This window comes from Pseudomonas sp. EL_65y_Pfl2_R95 (genome assembly GCF_963971045.1).
GTDB lineage: Bacteria > Pseudomonadota > Gammaproteobacteria > Pseudomonadales > Pseudomonadaceae > Aquipseudomonas.
The window spans coordinates 581,247-599,951 of sequence record NZ_CAXAOV010000002.1 but is presented as its reverse complement, the minus strand read 5'-3'; the positions used below and the strand labels follow the sequence as shown (position 1 = coordinate 599,951).

Annotated in this window: 19 protein-coding genes and 2 tRNA genes; 7 read left to right on the top strand and 14 right to left on the bottom strand. The window is 56.2% G+C overall.

The annotated features are described in order from the left end of the window. Positions 1–262 precede the first annotated feature (262 nt). Complete coding sequence (locus AACY09_RS10685) at positions 263–1,453, top strand: cyanate transporter (RefSeq protein ID WP_339487814.1); 1,191 nt, start codon at positions 263–265, stop codon at positions 1,451–1,453. Positions 1,454–1,559: 106 nt separating this feature from the next. On the opposite strand, the gene ychF is transcribed toward AACY09_RS10685, so the two are convergent. The 9 genes from ychF to AACY09_RS10640 all read right to left on the bottom strand — a co-directional run bounded on the left by ychF (position 1,560) and on the right by AACY09_RS10640 (position 8,585). Continuing rightward, the gene (gene ychF, locus AACY09_RS10680; protein ID WP_339487812.1) at positions 1,560–2,660 is read right to left on the bottom strand and encodes a redox-regulated ATPase YchF; all 1,101 of its coding nucleotides are present in this window, start codon (positions 2,658–2,660) and stop codon (positions 1,560–1,562) included. Between the two features lie 36 nt (positions 2,661–2,696). Next, positions 2,697–3,281, bottom strand: coding sequence for an aminoacyl-tRNA hydrolase (pth, locus tag AACY09_RS10675; protein WP_339487811.1), 585 nt, complete (start codon positions 3,279–3,281; stop codon positions 2,697–2,699). 67 nt (positions 3,282–3,348) lie between these two features. Further along, positions 3,349–4,002, bottom strand: a complete 654-nt coding sequence (locus AACY09_RS10670; protein ID WP_339487810.1) for a 50S ribosomal protein L25/general stress protein Ctc — start codon at positions 4,000–4,002, stop codon at positions 3,349–3,351. A gap of 117 nt (positions 4,003–4,119) precedes the next feature. After that, positions 4,120–5,061 carry a ribose-phosphate pyrophosphokinase gene (locus tag AACY09_RS10665; RefSeq protein WP_087515887.1) on the bottom strand — a complete coding sequence of 314 codons (942 nt, stop codon included), beginning with the start codon at positions 5,059–5,061 and terminating at the stop codon, positions 4,120–4,122. A gap of 46 nt (positions 5,062–5,107) precedes the next feature. Beyond that, positions 5,108–5,182 (bottom strand) — tRNA-Gln (locus tag AACY09_RS10660). 64 nt (positions 5,183–5,246) lie between these two features. Continuing rightward, a tRNA-Gln gene (locus AACY09_RS10655) sits at positions 5,247–5,321 on the bottom strand. A 26-nt stretch (positions 5,322–5,347) separates the two neighbouring features. Continuing rightward, complete coding sequence (ispE, locus tag AACY09_RS10650) at positions 5,348–6,241, bottom strand: 4-(cytidine 5'-diphospho)-2-C-methyl-D-erythritol kinase (protein WP_339487809.1); 894 nt, start codon at positions 6,239–6,241, stop codon at positions 5,348–5,350. Further along, positions 6,241–6,858: a lipoprotein insertase outer membrane protein LolB gene (lolB, locus tag AACY09_RS10645; protein ID WP_339487807.1), complete on the bottom strand. Its 618-nt coding sequence runs from the start codon at positions 6,856–6,858 to the stop codon at positions 6,241–6,243. Before lolB ends, ispE begins: the two co-directional genes overlap by 1 nt. Next, positions 6,858–8,585 (bottom strand): tetratricopeptide repeat protein, encoded by a 1,728-nt coding sequence (locus AACY09_RS10640; RefSeq protein WP_339487805.1) that lies wholly within the window; start codon positions 8,583–8,585, stop codon positions 6,858–6,860. Before AACY09_RS10640 ends, lolB begins: the two co-directional genes overlap by 1 nt. Positions 8,586–8,907: 322 nt before the next feature. Here AACY09_RS10640 and hemA point away from each other — a divergent pair, with 322 nt between their 5' ends. From hemA to AACY09_RS10610, 6 genes are all read left to right on the top strand, one after another. Continuing rightward, a complete protein-coding gene (hemA, locus tag AACY09_RS10635; protein WP_339487804.1) occupies positions 8,908–10,188 on the top strand; it encodes a glutamyl-tRNA reductase in 1,281 nt (426 codons plus the stop codon). Further along, entirely contained in the window at positions 10,185–11,267 is a 1,083-nt protein-coding gene (gene prfA, locus AACY09_RS10630) for a peptide chain release factor 1 (RefSeq protein WP_339487803.1), read from the top strand. The genes hemA and prfA overlap by 4 nt, the downstream gene beginning before the upstream one ends. A 122-nt stretch (positions 11,268–11,389) precedes the next feature. Continuing rightward, a complete protein-coding gene (gene prmC / locus AACY09_RS10625; protein ID WP_339487802.1) occupies positions 11,390–12,223 on the top strand; it encodes a peptide chain release factor N(5)-glutamine methyltransferase in 834 nt (277 codons plus the stop codon). After that, positions 12,216–13,013, top strand: coding sequence for a molybdopterin-synthase adenylyltransferase MoeB (locus AACY09_RS10620; RefSeq protein ID WP_339487801.1), 798 nt, complete (start codon positions 12,216–12,218; stop codon positions 13,011–13,013). The genes prmC and AACY09_RS10620 overlap by 8 nt, the downstream gene beginning before the upstream one ends. A 7-nt stretch (positions 13,014–13,020) precedes the next feature. Beyond that, entirely contained in the window at positions 13,021–13,809 is a 789-nt protein-coding gene (murI, locus tag AACY09_RS10615; RefSeq protein ID WP_339487799.1) for a glutamate racemase, read from the top strand. A gap of 91 nt (positions 13,810–13,900) precedes the next feature. Next, the gene (locus AACY09_RS10610; RefSeq protein ID WP_339487796.1) at positions 13,901–14,419 is read left to right on the top strand and encodes an acyloxyacyl hydrolase; all 519 of its coding nucleotides are present in this window, start codon (positions 13,901–13,903) and stop codon (positions 14,417–14,419) included. 90 nt (positions 14,420–14,509) lie between these two features. On the opposite strand, the gene AACY09_RS10605 is transcribed toward AACY09_RS10610, so the two are convergent. The 5 genes from AACY09_RS10605 to AACY09_RS10585 are packed head-to-tail and all read right to left on the bottom strand — an operon-like array spanning position 14,510 to position 18,705. Continuing rightward, positions 14,510–14,839: a YkgJ family cysteine cluster protein gene (locus AACY09_RS10605; protein ID WP_339487794.1), complete on the bottom strand. Its 330-nt coding sequence runs from the start codon at positions 14,837–14,839 to the stop codon at positions 14,510–14,512. Positions 14,840–14,876: 37 nt separating this feature from the next. Further along, a complete protein-coding gene (locus tag AACY09_RS10600) occupies positions 14,877–15,404 on the bottom strand; it encodes a DUF2878 domain-containing protein (RefSeq protein WP_339487792.1) in 528 nt (175 codons plus the stop codon). Beyond that, positions 15,397–16,671, bottom strand: a complete 1,275-nt coding sequence (locus AACY09_RS10595) for a cyclopropane-fatty-acyl-phospholipid synthase family protein (RefSeq protein WP_339487790.1) — start codon at positions 16,669–16,671, stop codon at positions 15,397–15,399. The genes AACY09_RS10600 and AACY09_RS10595 overlap by 8 nt, the downstream gene beginning before the upstream one ends. Further along, a complete protein-coding gene (locus tag AACY09_RS10590) occupies positions 16,658–17,458 on the bottom strand; it encodes a DUF1365 domain-containing protein (protein ID WP_339487789.1) in 801 nt (266 codons plus the stop codon). Before AACY09_RS10590 ends, AACY09_RS10595 begins: the two co-directional genes overlap by 14 nt. Further along, on the bottom strand, positions 17,458–18,705 hold the full coding sequence (locus AACY09_RS10585) for an NAD(P)/FAD-dependent oxidoreductase (protein WP_339487788.1): 1,248 nt from the start codon (positions 18,703–18,705) through the stop codon (positions 17,458–17,460). The genes AACY09_RS10590 and AACY09_RS10585 overlap by 1 nt, the downstream gene beginning before the upstream one ends.

The following is an 18,705-nucleotide window of genomic DNA, read 5'->3' as shown; positions in this document are numbered from 1 at the left end:
GCGGGTTTGGCAGTTGGAGCGTAAAGTTTCTTTTTTGAATCCTGTCTAATGCGTCAACATTTGTTGGCGGGCATGACACAATGCTTCCATCGTGAATTGTCCTCTCTGGTGTTTCGGCTTGGCTGCAGTCGGGTAGCGCTTTGCTATTGCGGATTGATGCATAGCCTCTGAACCAGAATGCAGGGCGTTTTGATTGTGGAGTGTGTCTGTGCCGGTGGTTCAAGGGTTGTGCGCTCAAGCCTGCAATGCGGGAGCGTTTTAGATGCTCACGGCGGAGCGAGTAAAGATTGTGGGTTGGCTGGTGCTGATTGCCCTTGGCCTTAATTTGCGGCCGATTCTCACGTCGATCAGCCCGTTGCTCGATGATATTCGTCTAAGCACTGCCATGAGCTTTCAAGAGGCGGCGCTGCTGACGACACTGCCGGTGATCTGCATCGGCTTGGTGGCGCTCTGTGGCGCATGGGTTGAGGCGCGGTTGGGCGAGGGCAGGGGCATTGCGCTGGGCTTGTTGTGTATTTTGCTGGCCTGCCTCGCACGCGGCTTCGTTAATGACGGTACGTTGCTTTTGGCGACGGCGTTACTGGGCGGCATTGGTGTCGCGCTGATCCAGGTGCTGGTGCCGGGCATGATTAAGCGTCAGTTCGTCGGCTGGGTAGCGCTGGCGATGGGCGTGTATTCGGCATCGCTGATGGGTGGGGGCGGTTTGGCTGCATTGCTTAGCCCGCATTTGGCCCATGCGTTCGGGCATTGGCAGGGCGGGCTTTGGGTGTGGCTGTTACCGGCGCTTTTAGCCGGGTCGTTGTGGCTTAAAATGCCGTGGCATACAGCGCATCCACTGGCGCAAAAGCTCTCGTTCAAGACCTTTATGAACAATCGCCGGGCATGGCTTTTGGCGGTGTATTTCGGCTTTTGCAACTGGGGTTTTATGACCGTGGTGGCGTGGCTGCCTGCTTATTATCAGCAGTTGGGGTGGAGCCAGCAGACCAGTGGCGCCTTGTTGGCGTGGATGACGATCTTTCAAGTGACGGCGGCCTTGACCATGCCGGTGCTAGCCCACCGGATGAAGGATCGGCGGCCGTTGCTGGTTATCAGTCTATGCGCGCAAGCGGTGGGCTTTGCCGGGCTGCTGTGGGCGCCGTTGGGGGCGTCGGCGGTATGGGTCGGATTGATTGGTTATGGCTTGGGCTCCTGCTTTGTACTGTGCTTGTTGCTTAGTCTCGATCACCTGCACGAGCCTAGAGCCGCAGGGCAATTGGTGGCGTTTGTGCAGGGCTTTGGTTTCTTGATTAACGCGATTGCGCCATCATTGGGTGGTTTGCTGCGCGAGCTAAGCGGCAGTTTTCACAGCACATGGCTGGTGATGTTCATCAGTTTGCTGGTGATGCTGCTGCTGACATGGCGCTTTAGTCCCGCCAGTTATGCGCGGATTCACCGCAATGCTTCGCCAGCCTAGGTTCAGCTGGCACGGTGTCTTGGATTTTGCCCGCCAACAAAAAGCCCCCGTCTCAATAGGTGAGTGCGGGGGCTTTTTGGTTAGCGCGGGCTAAGCGCTAAAGGTGTTACACGTTAAAACGGAAGTGCATGACGTCGCCGTCTTTAACGATGTATTCCTTGCCTTCCAAACGCCATTTTCCGGCTTCTTTCGCGCCTGCTTCACCCTTGTATTGGATGAAGTCGTTGTAGGCGATGACTTCGGCGCGGATAAAGCCTTTTTCGAAGTCGGTGTGGATGGCCGCGGCCGATTGTGGGGCCGTAGCGCCGACGCGAACAGTCCAGGCGCGTACTTCCTTTACGCCAGCGGTGAAGTAGGTTTGCAGGTTAAGCAGCTCATAACCCGCGCGGATTACGCGGTTCAGGCCTGGCTCATCAAAGCCCAGTGACTCAAGGAACATGTCCTTTTCTTCGCCGTCGTCGAGTTCGGCAATTTCGGCTTCGATCTTGTTGCACACCGGCACCACGATGGCGCCTTCAGCGTCGGCGATGCCTTGCACGATGTCGAGCAGCGGGTTGTTCTCGAAACCGTCTTCAGCGACGTTTGCGATATACATAACCGGCTTGCTGGTCAGCAGGTGGAAGCCGCGAACCAATTGCTTCTCGTCATCACCCAGCTCTTTGAGCAAGGTGCGCGCTGGCTTCCCTTCGGTGAAGTGCGGAATCAGTTTTTCCAGCAGGGCTTTCTGCGCGACCGCGTCTTTGTCACCGCCTTTGGCGTTACGCGTGGTCTTCTGCAGTTGCTTCTCGCAGCTGTCGAGGTCGGCGAAGATCAACTCCAGGTCGATAATCTCGATGTCGCGCTTAGGATCGACGCTGTTCGATACGTGGATAACGTTGTCATCTTCGAAGCAACGAACCACGTGCGCAATGGCGTGAGTTTCACGGATGTTAGCCAGAAACTTGTTGCCCAGGCCTTCACCTTTGGATGCGCCCGCAACCAGGCCGGCGATATCGACGAATTCCATGGTGGTTGGAATCACACGCTCAGGCTTGACGATCTCGGCCAAGGCATCCAGGCGTGGGTCCGGCATGGGCACTATGCCCGTGTTCGGCTCGATGGTGCAGAAGGGGAAGTTCTCCGCAGCGATACCGGATTTGGTCAGGGCGTTGAACAAGGTTGACTTGCCGACGTTCGGCAGGCCGACAATGCCGCAATTAAATCCCATGGTGTTTTCCTCGCGGAGATGATTTCGAAAGTTAGGTTAGGCTTTTTGGCTGTGAAGCTTTTGCATCGCTTTGTTCCACTCGCCTGCCAGTATTTCTGGAAGCACGCCGAGCGAGAAATCGATGCTGGTATCAAGCAGTTCTTGTTCGCTGCGTGGGGCGCGTCCGAGAACATAGTTCGACACCATGCTGCTGTGACCGGGGTGGCCAATGCCAAGCCGTAAACGGTAAAAATTATTCTGATTGCCCAGCTGCGCGATTATATCGCGTAAGCCGTTATGCCCGCCGTGCCCGCCACCCTGTTTGAGTTTGGCGACGCCGGGAGGCATATCCAGTTCGTCGTGAGCCACCAGAATCGCTTCAGCAGGGATGCGAAAGAAGTTCGCCAGCGCTGCCACGGATTGACCGCTGCGATTCATAAACGTGGTGGGAATCAATAAACGAACGTCGCGACCTTGATGGCTAAATTTGCCAGTCAGGCCAAAATACTTGCGATCAACGCTGAGGTTGACGCGTTGGCTGTCTGCCAGCCGTTCAACGAAAAGGGCCCCAGCATTATGCCGAGTCTGGTCGTATTCAGGGCCTGGGTTACCAAGGCCAACGATCAGTTGTACGGCAGTCATACTGGGACCCTTTGTCGAAACAGCTCAGGCGCTAATGCACCTGAGCTGTTGATCTGCGTAGCTGGGTTTACTCAGCTTCTGGAGCGTCAGCAGCTGGAGCTTCTGGAGCTTCAGGTGCGTCAACTTCAAGATCTTCAGCTTTAGTAACACGTGGCATGTGGGCGTTTGCCACGGCCAGGTCGCTATCGTGAGCCAGAGCAACCAGTTCAACGCCTTTTGGCAGAACCAGGTCAGACAAGTGCAGAGTCTGGCCAACTTCGATCTTAGCCATGTCGACTTCGATGAACTCAGGCAGGTTACGTGGCAGAACGCTGATTTCAACTTCAGTAGCGGTGTGCGAGATCTCGCCGCCTTGCTTCTTGACAGCAACTGCTTTGTCTTCGTTGATGAAGTGCAGTGGAACCGACGTAGTCAGTTTCTGGCCGGCAACAACGCGGATGAAGTCAGCGTGCAGAACGAAACCCTTGGATGGGTGACGTTGCAGTGCTTTGATCAGTACGTTTTCTTTGGCGCCGTCTACAGACACCGACAGAATGTGGCTGAACGAAGCTTCGTTTTCCAGCAGCTTGGCGAAATCTTTAGCAACCAGGCTGATAGATACTGGAGCCTTATCGCCACCGTAGATTACGGCTGGAACTAGGCTGGCGTTACGACGCAGGCGGCGGCTCGCACCTTTCCCCAGGTCGGTACGCGCTTGTGCGTCAACGTTAAATTCACTCATTTTGTCTCTCCAAAATAACCCTTCTACCCGTTACGCTTGCGACCAGCGACGGGGCAGTTAGGTAAAAAAGCCCCGCAAAGGGCGGGGCGCATTTCGCTCAGGGCAATGGGTTCCGAATTAACGGAACATCGCGCTGATCGATTCTTCGTTGCTGATGCGGCGAACCGCTTCGGCGACAATCGGGCCAATATCGAGCTGGCGAATACGCGAGCACGATTGTGCGGCAGCAGACAGTGGGATGGTGTTAGTCACCACCAACTCGTCCAGTACCGAATTCTCAAGGTTCTCGATGGCGCGACCCGACAGTACAGCGTGGGTGGCGTAAGCGAAAACTTTGGCAGCACCGTGTTCTTTCAGGGCTTTGGCACCGTGGCACAAGGTGCCAGCGGTATCGACCATGTCGTCAACCAGAATGCACGTGCGGCCTTCCACGTCACCAATGATATGCATCACTTCGGAGTGGTTGGCTTTTTCGCGGCGCTTGTCGATGATCGCCAGATCAACACCCAGCGACTTGGCTACAGCACGCGCACGCACTACACCGCCAATGTCAGGGGAGACGATCATCAGATTTTCGAAGCGTTGATCTTCAATGTCATCCACCAATACTGGGGAGCCGTAGATGTTATCTACTGGAATATCGAAGAAGCCTTGAATCTGGTCAGCGTGCAGGTCGACAGTGAGAACACGGTCAATGCCTACAACGGTGAGCATGTCAGCCACGACCTTGGCGCTGATTGCAACGCGAGCGGAACGCGGACGGCGATCCTGGCGTGCATAGCCAAAGTAAGGGATAACAGCAGTGATTCGGGTGGCTGATGAGCGGCGGAAGGCGTCAGCCATCACAACCAGTTCCATCAGGTTATCGTTTGTTGGCGCGCACGTCGGCTGGATCAGGAATACGTCTTTACCACGAACGTTTTCGTTGATCTCAATGCTGATTTCGCCGTCGGAGAATTTACCGACAGAGGCATCGCCGAGGGGGATGTGCAGCTGGCGTACAATACGCCGCGCCAGATCGGGGTTAGCATTCCCCGTAAAGACCATCATCTTGGACACGCGCAGTACCTACCGGCTGAGGGTATACCTGGATGAGTATAGAAATTGGCAGGGGCGGCTGGATTCGAACCAACGCATGGCAGGATCAAAACCTGCTGCCTTACCGCTTGGCGACGCCCCTGTATCGTATTTCATTGCTGATGCTCATAGTTTAATCCAGACATTAAAGCCCAAGAAGGCGTTAATGGCAGGGGCGGCTGGATTCGAACCAACGCATGGCAGGATCAAAACCTGCTGCCTTACCGCTTGGCGACGCCCCTATCTGGTGTAGCTCACTACTTTGCATCTACTTCCTGTCCAATTCCTGAAGCGCCCGGTGCAACATCGAAATGTTACGACCCTGTGCAACAAAACTTGGCAAAGTGGCTGGAAGTTGGCGGGCGACTTTACCAGCATCGACCTCATTTGGGAAGCTCCCAAATATACAAGCTCCAGTACCGGTTAATCTTGCGGGAACAAATTTGTTCAACAAGATCAGAGCGTTACGTACTTCTGGATAACGCTTTTCTACAACCGGCTGGCAGTCATTTCGACCGCCCCCCTCAAGAAGGCTGCGAACTTTAATGGGCGGCGTATCGCGTGTCAACTCGGCGTCGGAGAAAATTTCTACTGTGGGTACAAGTACTTGCGGTATTGCCACGAGAAACCAAGGCTCGGGAAGCTCGACTGGGGTCAGTTTTTCACCCACTCCTTCTGCAAAGGCGGCATGCCCGCGCACGAATACCGGCACGTCTGCACCCAGCGTCAATCCTATGTTTGCCAGTGTGTCGAGGTCGCAGTTGAGTTGCCACAAATGGTTGAGCCCGAGCAGGGTGGTGGCTGCATCTGAGCTGCCGCCGCCGATACCGCCGCCCATCGGCAAATGTTTATCCAGCCAAATATCGGCGCCCAGCGAACAACCGGCATGTTTCTGCAGCATGTGTGCGGCCCGCACGATCAGGTTGCTGTCGTGAGGGACGCCGGCAATTTCAGTGTGCAAATGAATTTTGCCATCTGCGCGCGGCGCAAAGCTCAGCTCGTCGCCGTAATCGAGAAACTGAAACAGGGTTTGCAGCTCATGATAACCATCCTTGCGGCGGCCAAGGATGTGCAGCATCAAGTTGAGCTTGGCTGGGGCGGGCAGTGTCAGGCGCGCGCCACTGTTGTTGGTGACAGCAGTGGCGGGGTGTTGCCCAGGCATTATTGACCCAGCTGGCGAGGTTGCCAGTCCTTAACCACGATGGTGACTTGCAGGTCCTGACCGTGCAGCTTGATGCGCTCGGGCAGCCAGTAGCCGTTTTGCTCAACGTAGCTGAGGTATTCGACCTGCCAGCCGTCTTGGCTCAGCTTGGACAGGTGGCTTTCGGTATCCAGGGTGACGTTGCTCTTGGTATCTGGCGCGGGCAGGCCACGGATCCACCAGAGTAGGTGCGAGACCGGTAAATTCATGTGCAGCTGTTGTTGCAGCAGCTCTTCAGGTGACTCAGCTGTAAAGCGGCCTTTGTTGGCAACCTCGAGTAGCACCTCGCCCGGGCGACCCGTGAGACGCGCAGCGCCGCCACCCAGTGGGCCTGAAAGCCGAATATCGAAGTAGTCCTGGCGTTGCAGCCAGAACAGCGTCGCGCTGCCGGAATCTTTTGGTGCGCGAATGCCGATTTTACCGCTGATTTGCCAGGCATCCAGCGCGGTCAGCTGTTCTTTGTGGGCTTGCCAGGCGGCTGAGTCGCCTTGGCCTTCGATGGATTCATGGGAGATCAAACCGGCACAACCGGTCAGCATCACGAGAAGGCTGCATGCAATAAGGTGGCGCAAACGCATTAGGGTTTCTCTGCTCCTGTCAGGCGCTTGATGGTGCTGCGCAGGACATCACTGTCGGGTTGTTTTTGCAAGGCGTCAGCCCAGACTTTACGGGCTTCACTTTGATTGCCTTGGGCCCAGAGCACTTCGCCAAGGTGGGCGGCGACTTCGTGGTCGGGGAAGTCTTCAAGGGCTTTGCGCAGGAAGCGTTCGGCCTCATCAAGCTTCCCGAGGCGATAGTTCACCCAGCCTTTGCTGTCGAGAATCGCTGGGTCATTCGGGCTCAGACGGTAGGCTTTATCGACCAGTTCCTCGGCTTCTTGGTAGCGATCGGTGCGGTCGGCCAGGGTGTAGCCCAAGGCGTTTAGCGCCATGGTGTTTTCTGGGTCGCGCTCAAGGATAAAGCGCAGATCAGTTTCCAGCTGGCCCAGGTCGCCGCGGTTTTCCGCAAGCATGGCCCGGGTGTACAGCAGGTTAAGGTCGTCTGGAAATTCTTTCAGCGCCTGCTGGATCAACTGCCAGGCTTTATCTTCCTGTTTATTGCCAGCCAGTGCTTCGGCTTCGATCAGGTACAACTGAATAGCGTAATCAGGCTCTGCGCCACGGGCTCTGCTGAGCTTGGCCGAGGCTTCGCTGGCACGTTTGTCGGCGAAAAGTAGCTCGGTCTGGCGCGCTTGGGCGGGCAGGTAATCATTGCCGGGGCCGACCAGGCCGTACTCGATCAGTGCGCTGTCCGTTTCATCAAGCTCTTCATAGGCGCGAGCGAGGTTGTAGTGAGCAGCATCGACGTGGCTGCCGCGCTCGATCAGCTCCTCGAGGTAAACGATGGCTTCTTTCCATGCCTCAGACTCAAGGCAAACCAAGGCCAGCGAGAAGCGTAGATCGTCGTCTTCCGGGAACTCTTGTACCAGTGATGAAAACTCACCCTTGGCGTCTTCGATGCGGCCTTGTTCTACCAGAGTGCGGGCATAGGTTAAGCGCAAACGTTTGTCTTCCGGGTGTTTGCGGATGCCGTCTTCAAGCAGGGGCAGGGCTTCATCGCCACGCTGCAAACTGGTCAGCAGACGGGCCTGAAGCAGCAATGGTGCGGCTTCATCGGTCTTGGCTGGATGGCTTTCGAGCAACTCAAGGGCTTCTTCAGGGCGGCCGTCTTCCTGCATAAGCAGGGCTTTGCCGAAAATCAGCTGGCCGTTTTCAGGGTACTTGGTCAGCAGGCGATCAAAGCCTTGCAGCAGCCCGGCGCGCGTTTCCGAGTCGGTTTCAGCGGCAGACAGGGCGAGAAAGTCGAAATGGGTGTCGCCTTGGCGTTGCAGGACTTTTTCCATGTAGGTCATGGATTCGTCGTAACGGCCAGCGCGGGCTAGTTGCACAGCGGCTGCGCGCTGCGCCTCTATGGAGTCTGGCGCGTTTTTCGCCCAAATTAGCGAGGTGTCGAGAGCAGACTGGTCTGCGCCCAGGTATTCAGCGATACGGAAACCACGCTCCGCCACGCCAGCATCTTGAGTGGCGTTGGCCTGCTGCACGTAATTGCCCAGGGCAATGTCAAAGCGATTCCGTTGCCCGGCCATTTCAGCCGTCAGCAGTGCCAGCAACGTGTCTTTGCTGAACGAGCCGTATACCACTGGCTTCGCAGCTTGCTCAGTTGCGGTCGCATCCTCAACCGGAGGCGTACCATCGGTCGGGGCATTGAAGGTTTGGCAGCCACCCAAAAAAGCCATGGCTGTCAGTAGCGCTAAAGATCTATTCATAGAGACGAGACGGCTAACCTGCGGTCGGAGCATCATGACATAAGCCATTGGGCAAACCCATGGGGCGATTAGTTCGGGCACTCAAGCAGCCCTTATATTGCATGATGCTGGGTTAAAGCTGAGCAATGAACAACAGTGCAGTGCAAATATTTTTCTAAATACCACTAAGTCTATCGCTTTTCTGGCGTTTGCTATTTATCAGCAGAGTCCTTAAAACGCGATAAATTCTGCTTCAGTTGATGTGACAATAACCAGCGGTGGTTGTTCTCAATCGGTCGAAGTAGGACAATTGCCGGCTTATTTCATCTGTCAGCGACCATGCATGGCCTTTATTGCCCTCGGTATTAACCACAAAACTGCCTCGGTAGACGTTCGCGAGCGCGTGGCGTTCACGCCAGAGCAGTTGGTTGAGGCATTGCAGCTACTCTGCAGGGATACGGCTAGCCGCGAAGCGGCGATCCTGTCGACCTGTAATCGCAGCGAACTGTACATCGAACAAGACAGCCTCACGTCCGAGGCGGTGCTGCAGTGGTTGGCGAATTACCACAATTTGAACTTCGATGACCTGCGTGCCTGCGCCTATATACATGAAGATGATGCGGCAGTTCGTCACATGATGCGCGTGGCCTCGGGCCTCGATTCGATGGTGTTGGGCGAGCCGCAGATACTTGGGCAAATGAAGTCAGCCTTTGCCGTCGCGCGCGAGGCCGGCACCATGGGGCCGTTGCTGGGGCGCTTGTTCCAAGCCACGTTCAGCACGGCCAAACAGGTACGCACCGATACCACTATTGGTGAAAATCCGGTGTCCGTGGCGTTTGCGGCGGTGAGCCTGGCCAAACAGATATTCAGTGACCTCAATCGCAGCCAGGCGCTGTTGATTGGCGCGGGTGAAACCATTAGCTTGGTCGCCCGCCACCTGCATGATCAAGGGGTTAAGCGGATTGTCGTTGCCAATCGCACCTTGGAGCGTGCCAGCACCCTGGCCGAGCAGTTTGGCGCCCATGCGGTGTTGCTCTCGGATATTCCGCAGGAACTGGCCAAGAGCGATATCGTGATCAGTTCCACCGCCAGCCAGCTACCGATTTTGGGTAAAGGCGCAGTAGAAAGCGCGCTCAAGCAGCGCAAGCACAAACCGATTTTCATGGTTGATATCGCGGTTCCTCGGGATATTGAGCCGGAAGTCGGGGAGCTGGATGACGTTTACCTGTATACCGTCGATGACTTGCACGAGGTGATCGCGGAGAACCTTAAAAGCCGTCAAGGTGCTGCTGAAGCGGCTGAAGAGCTGGTTGCGGTTGGCGCCGACGACTTTATGCAACGCCTGCGTGAACTGGCCGCGGTTGATGTGCTTAAAGCCTACCGTCAGCAGGCCGAACGCCTGCGCGATGAAGAGCTGGCCAAGGCGCAGCGCATGCTGAGCAACGGCGCGAACGCGGATGATGTGCTGGCGCAACTGGCGCGTGGCTTGACCAATAAATTGCTGCATGCGCCTAGCGTGCAGATGAAAAAACTGTCTGCTGACGGACGCATTGATGCGCTGGCTGTGGCTCAAGAACTTTTTGCCCTCGACGAGGGCGCGTCACCCAACAAAGGCATGCAATGAAAGCTTCGCTGCTGAATAAACTTGATTTGATGCAGGACCGCTTCGAGGAATTGACGGCGTTGCTTGGCGATGCCGAAGTGATCAGTGATCAGCCGAAGTTCCGCGCCTATTCCAAGGAATACGCCGAGATTGAGCCGGTTAATGCCACGTTTAGCCAATACCGTAAGGTGCTAGCCAATCTCGAAACGGCGCAGGCGCTGTTGAAAGACAGCGACCCGGATATGCGCGAAATGGCGGAGGAAGAAGTTGCCGAGGCCAAAGAGCAGCTGATCAAGCTCGAAGGCGATCTGCAGCGCATGTTGCTGCCCAAAGACCCGAATGATGACCGCAACGTGTTTCTGGAAGTCCGTGCGGGCACCGGTGGCGATGAAGCGGCGATATTCTCGGGCGACCTGTTTCGCATGTATTCGCGTTATGCAGAGCGGCGTGGCTGGCGGGTTGAAATTCTTTCAGCCAGTGAAGGCGAGCACGGCGGCTACAAAGAAGTGATTGCCCGAATCGAAGGCGACAACGTCTACAGCAAGCTCAAGTTCGAGTCCGGTGCACACCGTGTACAACGGGTGCCTGAAACGGAATCCCAGGGCCGCGTACATACCTCGGCTTGTACGGTTGCGGTCCTGCCTGAGCCCGATGAACAAGCTGAAATCAACATCAATCCGGCCGATTTGCGCGTAGACACCTATCGCTCCTCCGGGGCCGGTGGTCAGCACGTAAACACCACGGACTCGGCCATTCGCATCACCCACATTCCGACCGGTACTGTAGTTGAGTGTCAGGAAGAGCGTTCGCAGCACAAGAACCGCGCCAAGGCGATGGCATGGTTGGGCGCCAAGTTGAAAGATCAGCAGGATGCCGCAGCCCATAAAGAGATTTCCGACACGCGTAAATTGCTGGTTGGTTCCGGTGACCGCTCCGAGCGGATTCGCACTTATAACTTTCCGCAGGGCCGGGTGACCGATCACCGTATCAACCTGACGCTGTATTCATTGGCTGAGGTTATGGCCGGCGGCGTCGACGCAGTGATTGAGCCATTGCTCGCCGAATACCAAGCAGATCAGCTCGCGGCGCTGGGTGATTGATTCACCCCGCGTACTGGCTGAGCCTGCAGGCTGCGCTTGCCACAAGCGCAGCCCTCAAGCATTAACACCAACAGCTCGGCGCGCTACTCTATACCTCCACTGCCTAAGCCGACCTTGAACCCATGCCGACGATCCAAGCGATACTCAGCAGCACAGCGCTGCCGGACTCTCCGACTGCCCGGTTAGATATTGAGTTATTGCTGGCGCATGCCTTGGGTAAGTCGCGCAGCTATTTGCATACCTGGGCCGATAAGGTCGTGAGTGATGAGCAGCTTGAGCAGTTTTTGGCGGCTATCAAACGTCGTCAAGACGGTGAGCCGGTGGCCTATATTCTTGGCCAGCAAGGCTTCTGGAGTCTTGATCTGGAAGTCGCGTCCCATACCCTGATTCCACGTCCCGATACCGAATTGCTGGTTGAAACGGCCTTGCAGTTGATCCCCGCAACGCCCGCCGATGTGCTCGACCTAGGCACCGGCACCGGGGCAATCGCGTTGGCCTTGGCGTCAGAGCGGCCAGCGTGGCAGATTACCGGGGTCGATCGGGTGCCCGAAGCGGTTGCCTTGGCGGCACGGAATGGCAGCCGATTGCAGCTGGCTAATGCCCAGTTCATCCAGAGCAACTGGTTTGCGGCGCTCAGTGGCCAGCGTTATCAGCTGATTGTCAGTAACCCGCCCTATATTGCCGCCGATGATCAACATCTGGGGCAGGGCGATGTGCGGTTTGAGCCGAGCAGCGCACTGGTTGCAGGTCAGGATGGGCTTGACGACATTCGTTTGATCGTCGAGCAAGCGCCCAATTACCTCAAGGCTCAGGGCTGGTTGCTGCTCGAACATGGCTATGATCAGGCCGCTTCGGTGTGCCAGCTGTTGAGCGAGCGTGGGTTTAATCAGGTTGAAAGTCGCCGCGATTTAGGCGGTCATCAGCGCATCAGTATTGGACGTTTTGATCATGAGTGAACACGCCGGTTTTTTTGAAGAACTCAGCGATGAAGAATTGCTGCGCTACAGCCGACAAATATTGGTGCAACAGGTGGATGTTGCCGGTCAGTTGCGCTTGAAAAATAGCCGTGTATTGATCGTCGGCGTTGGTGGGTTGGGGTCTCCGGTTGCGTTGTATCTCGCCGCAGCGGGCGTGGGTGAGCTGCATTTGGCTGACTTCGATACGGTCGATTTGAGCAATCTGCAGCGCCAGATCGCCCACGACAGCTTGAGTGTGGGGCAGGCCAAAGTCGATTCAGCCGCCGCACGGCTCAAGGCGATTAATCCGCTGATCAAGTTGCAGCTTCTGCGCAGTGCGCTGGATCAAGACACCCTGGCCAGCGCTGTGGCCGCAGTCGATCTCGTGCTCGATTGCTCAGATAACTTCGGCACCCGTGAGGCGGTTAACGCTGCCTGCGTGGCCGCTAAAACGCCTTTGGTCAGCGGTGCCGCGATTCGTCTCGAAGGGCAGCTGTCAGTATTTGACCCGCGCATTGACTCCAGTCCGTGTTATCACTGCTTATACGGTCACGGCAGCGAAGCCGAATTAACCTGCAGTGAAGCCGGCGTAGTCGGGCCACTGGTGGGTTTGGTCGGTAGCCTGCAAGCCCTTGAAGCGCTAAAGCTGCTGGCAGGCTTTGGGGAGCCGATGATTGGCCGGTTGTTATTGATCGATGCAGTGGGCTCGCGCTTTCGTGAGTTGCGGGTTAAGCGCGACCCCGCCTGCAGCGTTTGCTCGGCTGGGCCTGCTCAGTCAGTGCAGGGGTAAGCGGGCGATGAATAACAATGCGCCGGTTGGGGTATTTGATTCAGGGGTTGGCGGCCTGTCGGTCCTGGCTGAGATTCGTCAGTTGTTACCCAATGAGTCCTTGCTCTACGTTGCCGACAGCGCACATGTGCCTTATGGCGAGAAAAGCCCGGAATTTATTCGCCAGCGCTGCCGCGAAATTGCCCAGTTCCTATTGAGTAAGGGCGCCAAGGCGCTGGTGCTGGCCTGCAATACGGCGACGGTTGCTGGTGCCGCTGATTTACGCGAGCTGTATCCTCATCTGCCAATTGTCGGTATGGAACCTGCGGTTAAGCCAGCTGCTGCTACAACCCGCTCAGGTGTAGTCGGGGTGTTGGCCACGACTGGCACTCTCAAAAGTGCCAAATTTGCCGCCTTGCTCGATCGCTTTGCCGCTGATGTGCGCGTGATCACCCAGCCTTGCCCTGGTTTGGTCGAGCAGATCGAGGCGGGCGATCTCACCGGCCCTGTTACTCGCGCCTTGCTTGAGCGTTATGTCGAACCTTTATTGGCTGAAGGCTGCGACACGCTTATCTTGGGTTGTACGCATTATCCCTTTATCAAACCGTTGCTTCGCGAGTTAGTCCCCTCAAACGTAAGTCTGATTGATACGGGGGGCGCCGTTGCTAAACAATTGCAGCGGTTATTGGTTGAATGCGATTTACTTGCATGGCCATCTGATGTTAAAGAGCAATTTTGGTGCAGTGCCGACCCGCAAAAAATGCAGGCTGTGTTGCCCATGCTCGGGGTGAATGACGCCAAGGTACTGGCGTTCTAATAAAAAACAGACAGGCCTGAGCAACCTCTGAAAACCACTGCACTATTTTTCAGAGGCTCGCTGGACAGGGCTCGTTAAAAATAGGACGGGTATGAAAAAAACGATTTCTTTAGTGGTTGCAGCATTTGCTGTGTTGGGGGCATTAAGCAGTTCTGCTCAGGCGGCGGACCTTAGCTTTTCAGTTGGACAAACCAGTGATTCAACCACGACCTACCGCTTCGGCGCCCAGTTCGACTTTGACAGAAGCTGGCTGCAGAGCGATGTAGGCCGTTTGACCGGTTACTGGGAAGGCGCTTACACCTATTGGGACGGCGATGAGACTTCAAGCAATCACAGCGTCTCGTTTGCGCCCGTGTTTGTTTATGAGTTTGCCGGTGAAAACGTACGGCCTTATGTTGAAGCGGGTATTGGCGTGGCCCTGTTCGCCAACACAGAAATCGAAAGCAACCATTTGGGTACCGCCTTCCAATTCGAAGACCGCATTGGCGCGGGTCTGCGTTTTGCCGGGCAGGAGGTGGGTATTCGGGCGATTCACTACTCCAACGCCGGGATCAAGAATCCCAACGACGGGGTTGAGTCTTATGCCCTGCATTATCGCTTGAGCTTTTAAGCTCCATTCACAATAAAGTCGGTGGCTCAGGGTGAGTGAAAACGTCACGAGTGCAGGCGTTTTCATGCAGTCTGGATTGCCGGCTCGTGGTTAGCGGTAAATAGTCGCCATGCCGCGTCGCTCTTCAATGCACTCCGGCGAGCCCATCTCGAATTCCCTGCATATCAGCGGACGTTTCTCGTAGATGCTGCAGCGCATGCTGTCGCGGTCCAGGGCGGCGCACCAGCCGTCATCCAGACGCAGCATCACTTCACCGCCCCAATCGTCCGTGCTGATGAAGCGCTCTGGAACGCCGGTGTCAGTGATCAACATGACTTCCAGCTGGCAGCAGCACGCAGCGCAATTTGAGCAGGCCACAGCTTCAGCTTCCGGCGTTTGCGGCGGCAAGGGGGTCAGCGGGATCAATCTGGAGTCGGTCATGGCCGGCAGTGTACGCCAGCCAGATGGCGTTGGTGACTTAAGCCGATCGACGCACCCGCAAGCTTTGCTCATATTGGGCGCGATAGAGCTTGGCAAAGGCATGCAGCAATGGCATGACTGCGGCCCATATCACGGCCAGTATTAACAGCGTTGGCATGGTGCCGAGGGGCAACTGTACGTCGGCGATTTGCGACCCCGCGTAGTACGACAAAGGCCCGCCGACTGCACCCAGCAAGCTGGCCCGCCACCACGGCTGGGCGGTCCAGGCCAGGCAGTGATTCAGGGTGCTGCCGAGCAATATCCACATGAGCGCTAACCAGAGCGGTATCAGGGTGCGGGGTTCGGCAAACTCGAATACCCCGATATTCAGCAGAAAACTGTCGAGGGCGCTGCCCGCGCAGAACACGCTGATCAGCAATTTGCCTTCCGCGGCCCAACTGCTGGTCCAGAAAAAATGAACCGCCAGTATGCCCGCCACTATCACTAGCCAGAAGCTGTCGCCTGTGAATACGCAGATTAACCAGCCAAGCTGAAAGAGTAGGGCGTTGGCAATCAGTTTAGGCATTGAAGCGTCCAAGTAAGGGGGCGGGTTGGGCTGCTGGTTTAGTCAGAAGTAATTGTGCCGTGCCGATGGTGCGCTCGATAAAGCCCCCCTCGCAATAGCACAGATAAAACTCCCACATACGGTAGAAGTATTGGTCATAACCGAGTTGTTCGAGGTTATGCCGGGCCTGGTGCAGATTCTCGTGCCACAGGCGCAGCGTCCGCGCGTAGTGCAGGCCGAAGTCTTCCATGTGATGCAGGTTCATATCGGTCTTGTCGGTAATGATATCGAGCATCTTGGTGATTGAGGGCAATGCACCCCCGGGGAAAATGTAACGTTGAATGAAATCCACGCTGTTCTTGGCCTGCTCATAACGTTGATCACGGATGGTGATCGCTTGCAGCAGCATCAATCCCTTGGGGTTGAGTAGTTTGGCGCACTGCTGAAAGTAGTCGCTGAGGAAGCGGTGGCCGACTGCTTCGATCATTTCAATCGACACCAGTTTGTCGTAGGTGCCTTGCAGGTCGCGATAGTCTTCCAGCAGCAGGGTAATGCGGTCCTGTAAACCTAGTTCTTCAATGCGCCGCTTTGCATAGTCGAATTGCTCTTTGGACAGTGTGGTGGTGGTCACTTTACAACCGTAATTGACGGCCGCATAAATCGCCATGCTGCCCCAGCCCGTGCCAATTTCCAGCAGGTGATCCTGAGCTTGCAGGTTTAGCTTCTGGCAGATCCGTTCGAGCTTATTCAGCTGCGCCTGCTCAAGGTTGTCCTCGGCGCTGGAGAATTGCGCCGCCGAGTACATCATGGTCGGATCGAGAAATTGCTCGAACATCTCATTACCCATATCGTAGTGGGCAGCAATGTTCTTGCGCGAACCTTTGCGGGTGTTGCTGTTGAGCCAGTGCAGGCCCTGCACGAGGGGCCGACTCAAACGGGCAAAACCGGTCTCCATGGCATCGAGCGTATCCAGATTGGTGACGAATACCCGCACGACTGCGGTCAGGTCGGGCGAGCTCCAGTGGCCGAGGATATAGGCCTCACCGGCGCCGATCGAGCCATTGCTGGCAACCATGCCCCAGACTGCGCTGTCATTGACATGAATTTCCGCGTGGGTGCTGGCAAGCGGGTCACCGAACTCGAGACGTTGGCCGTCTTCAATGACAGTCAAAAAGCCATAGCGCAGCCCTTGCAGTTGGCGTAGCACCCCGCGGCGCAGCAGACCAGCTCCAAAGCCGCTGCCCATCTTGAGCGCGCTCTTGGAAGAACTAAGGCTAGGGCTTTTCATGGGATGCATCCTTCGGTTGCTGGCGGGCAATGCTGAATGAGTCAGTCGCCGGCGTATGGTTGAACAGCGGAGTTCGTTTAATCAGCAGGCGCAGTGCTTGCCAGTAAATTGCAACGACCGTTTTGCCGGTCATCCAGGGGAAACGCAGTAAGTAGCGGTGCAGGCTTTTACGATCAAGTTCGCTGCGCGTCAGGCTCAGGTTGGCGTCAAACAATTTTTCTGTGCCTTGCCAGTCGGCCATGTGAATACCCAGTCGTTCACCCGCCGGGCTGAATACCATTTGGTACTCAATGTCTCGGGGCAAAAAGGGCGAGACGTGAAAGGCTTTGTTCACCGACACCCGTTGATGGCCGCTGCCACTGGCGGGCACCACGTAGTGGTAGCGTTCGCGCCAAGGGGTGTTACTCACCTCGCAGAGGATGGCGAGTAACTTGCCTTCACGGTCGTGGCAGTAGAAAAAACTTGCAGGATTAAAGGCTATGCCCCAGCTGCGTGGTTGGGCGAGCAGGCAGATAGCGCCATCAGGCAGTTGTCCGGTGGCCTGTTGTACGCGCAGCCGCACTGCATCGATCAGACGAATCCCGGCGTGGGTGAACTGCGGAAGAAAGTCGGTTTCGCGAAATGCAAAGGCGGCAAATCTGCCGCGCCCGGCAAACCGTGACAAGCCGAGGACCTGCTCTTGTTCATCCAGGTCGAGGTAGAGAAACCCCATGGCGTAACTGAAATTGTGCTTTTTGGGGGCAAAGCGTCGGTGCTGCACCGTGCCGCTGTAGAGGGCGCTGTTCATCAGAGCGTCTCGCCGAAGTCACGGGCAACGCGCAATGCACTGACAACGCCGTCTTCATGGAAGCCATTCGCCCAGTAGGCGCCGCAGAAGTAACTGTGGTTAGCGCCCAGCAGCTCTTCATGACGGGCTTGTGCGGCAACCCCGTCGAGGCTGTATTGCGGATGGGAGTATGTGTAGCGGGCGAGTATTTTACCGGGGTCGATCTGTTCGCTCTGGTTAAGGCTGACGCAGAATGTGCAGGGACTCTTTAGGCCCTGCAAGATATTCATGTTGTAGGTCACGGCGGCCGGTTGTTCAACGGGGCCGCCCAAGCGATAGTTCCAGCTTGCCCACGCCAGTGGTCGCAGCGGCAGTAAGCGGGTGTCGGTGTGTAGCACCACGTCGTTGTCGGCGTAGCGCATTGCGCCAAGGATCTGTTGCTCTTGCATGCTCGGCTTGGCGAGCAGCTTTAGGGCCTGATCGCTGTGGCAGGCGAAGATGACTTTATCGAAGCGCTCCACACCGCTTGCGCTATGGATGCTCACACCCTCGGCATCGCGCTCCACCCGCTGTACGGGGCAGTTCAGGCGGATATGCTGTTTGAACGACTCAGTTAGCGGTTGGATATAACTGCTTGAGCCGCCTTCAATTACGCACCACTGTGGGCGGTTACTGACCGACAGCAAACCGTGATTTTTGAAAAACCGGATAAAAAACTGCAGCGGAAAGTTGAGCATATCCTGCAACGACATTGACCATATCGCTGCACCCATGGGTACGATGTATTGCTCGGTGAACCGGTCGCTGTAGCCGCCCGCCTGCAAGTAGGCACCCAAGGTTGTGGCAGGGTGGATGCGTTGGTTGTCTAGATCGTCGATGGCCTCACGATTGAACCGCAGAATATCGCGGACCATGGTCCAGAATTTAATTGAAAGTAAATTGCTGCGCTGAGCGAATAAGCTGTTTAGGGTGTTGCCGTTGTACTCGGTGCCGCTGACCGGATCGCTGACAGAGAAACTCATCTGCGTGGGTTTGAAGGCCACACCCAATTGACCGAGCAAGCGTATGAAGTTGGGGTAGGTCCAGTCATTGAAAACAATAAATCCGGTGTCAATCGAATACTGTTCACCGGCACTTTCAACGTCAACAGTGTGGGTGTGTCCACCGATCCAGTCAGCGGCTTCAAAGACGCTCACTTGATGGTTGCGGTTCAGTAGATAGGCGCTGGTTAGACCTGAAATACCACTGCCGATAATGGCAATTTTCAT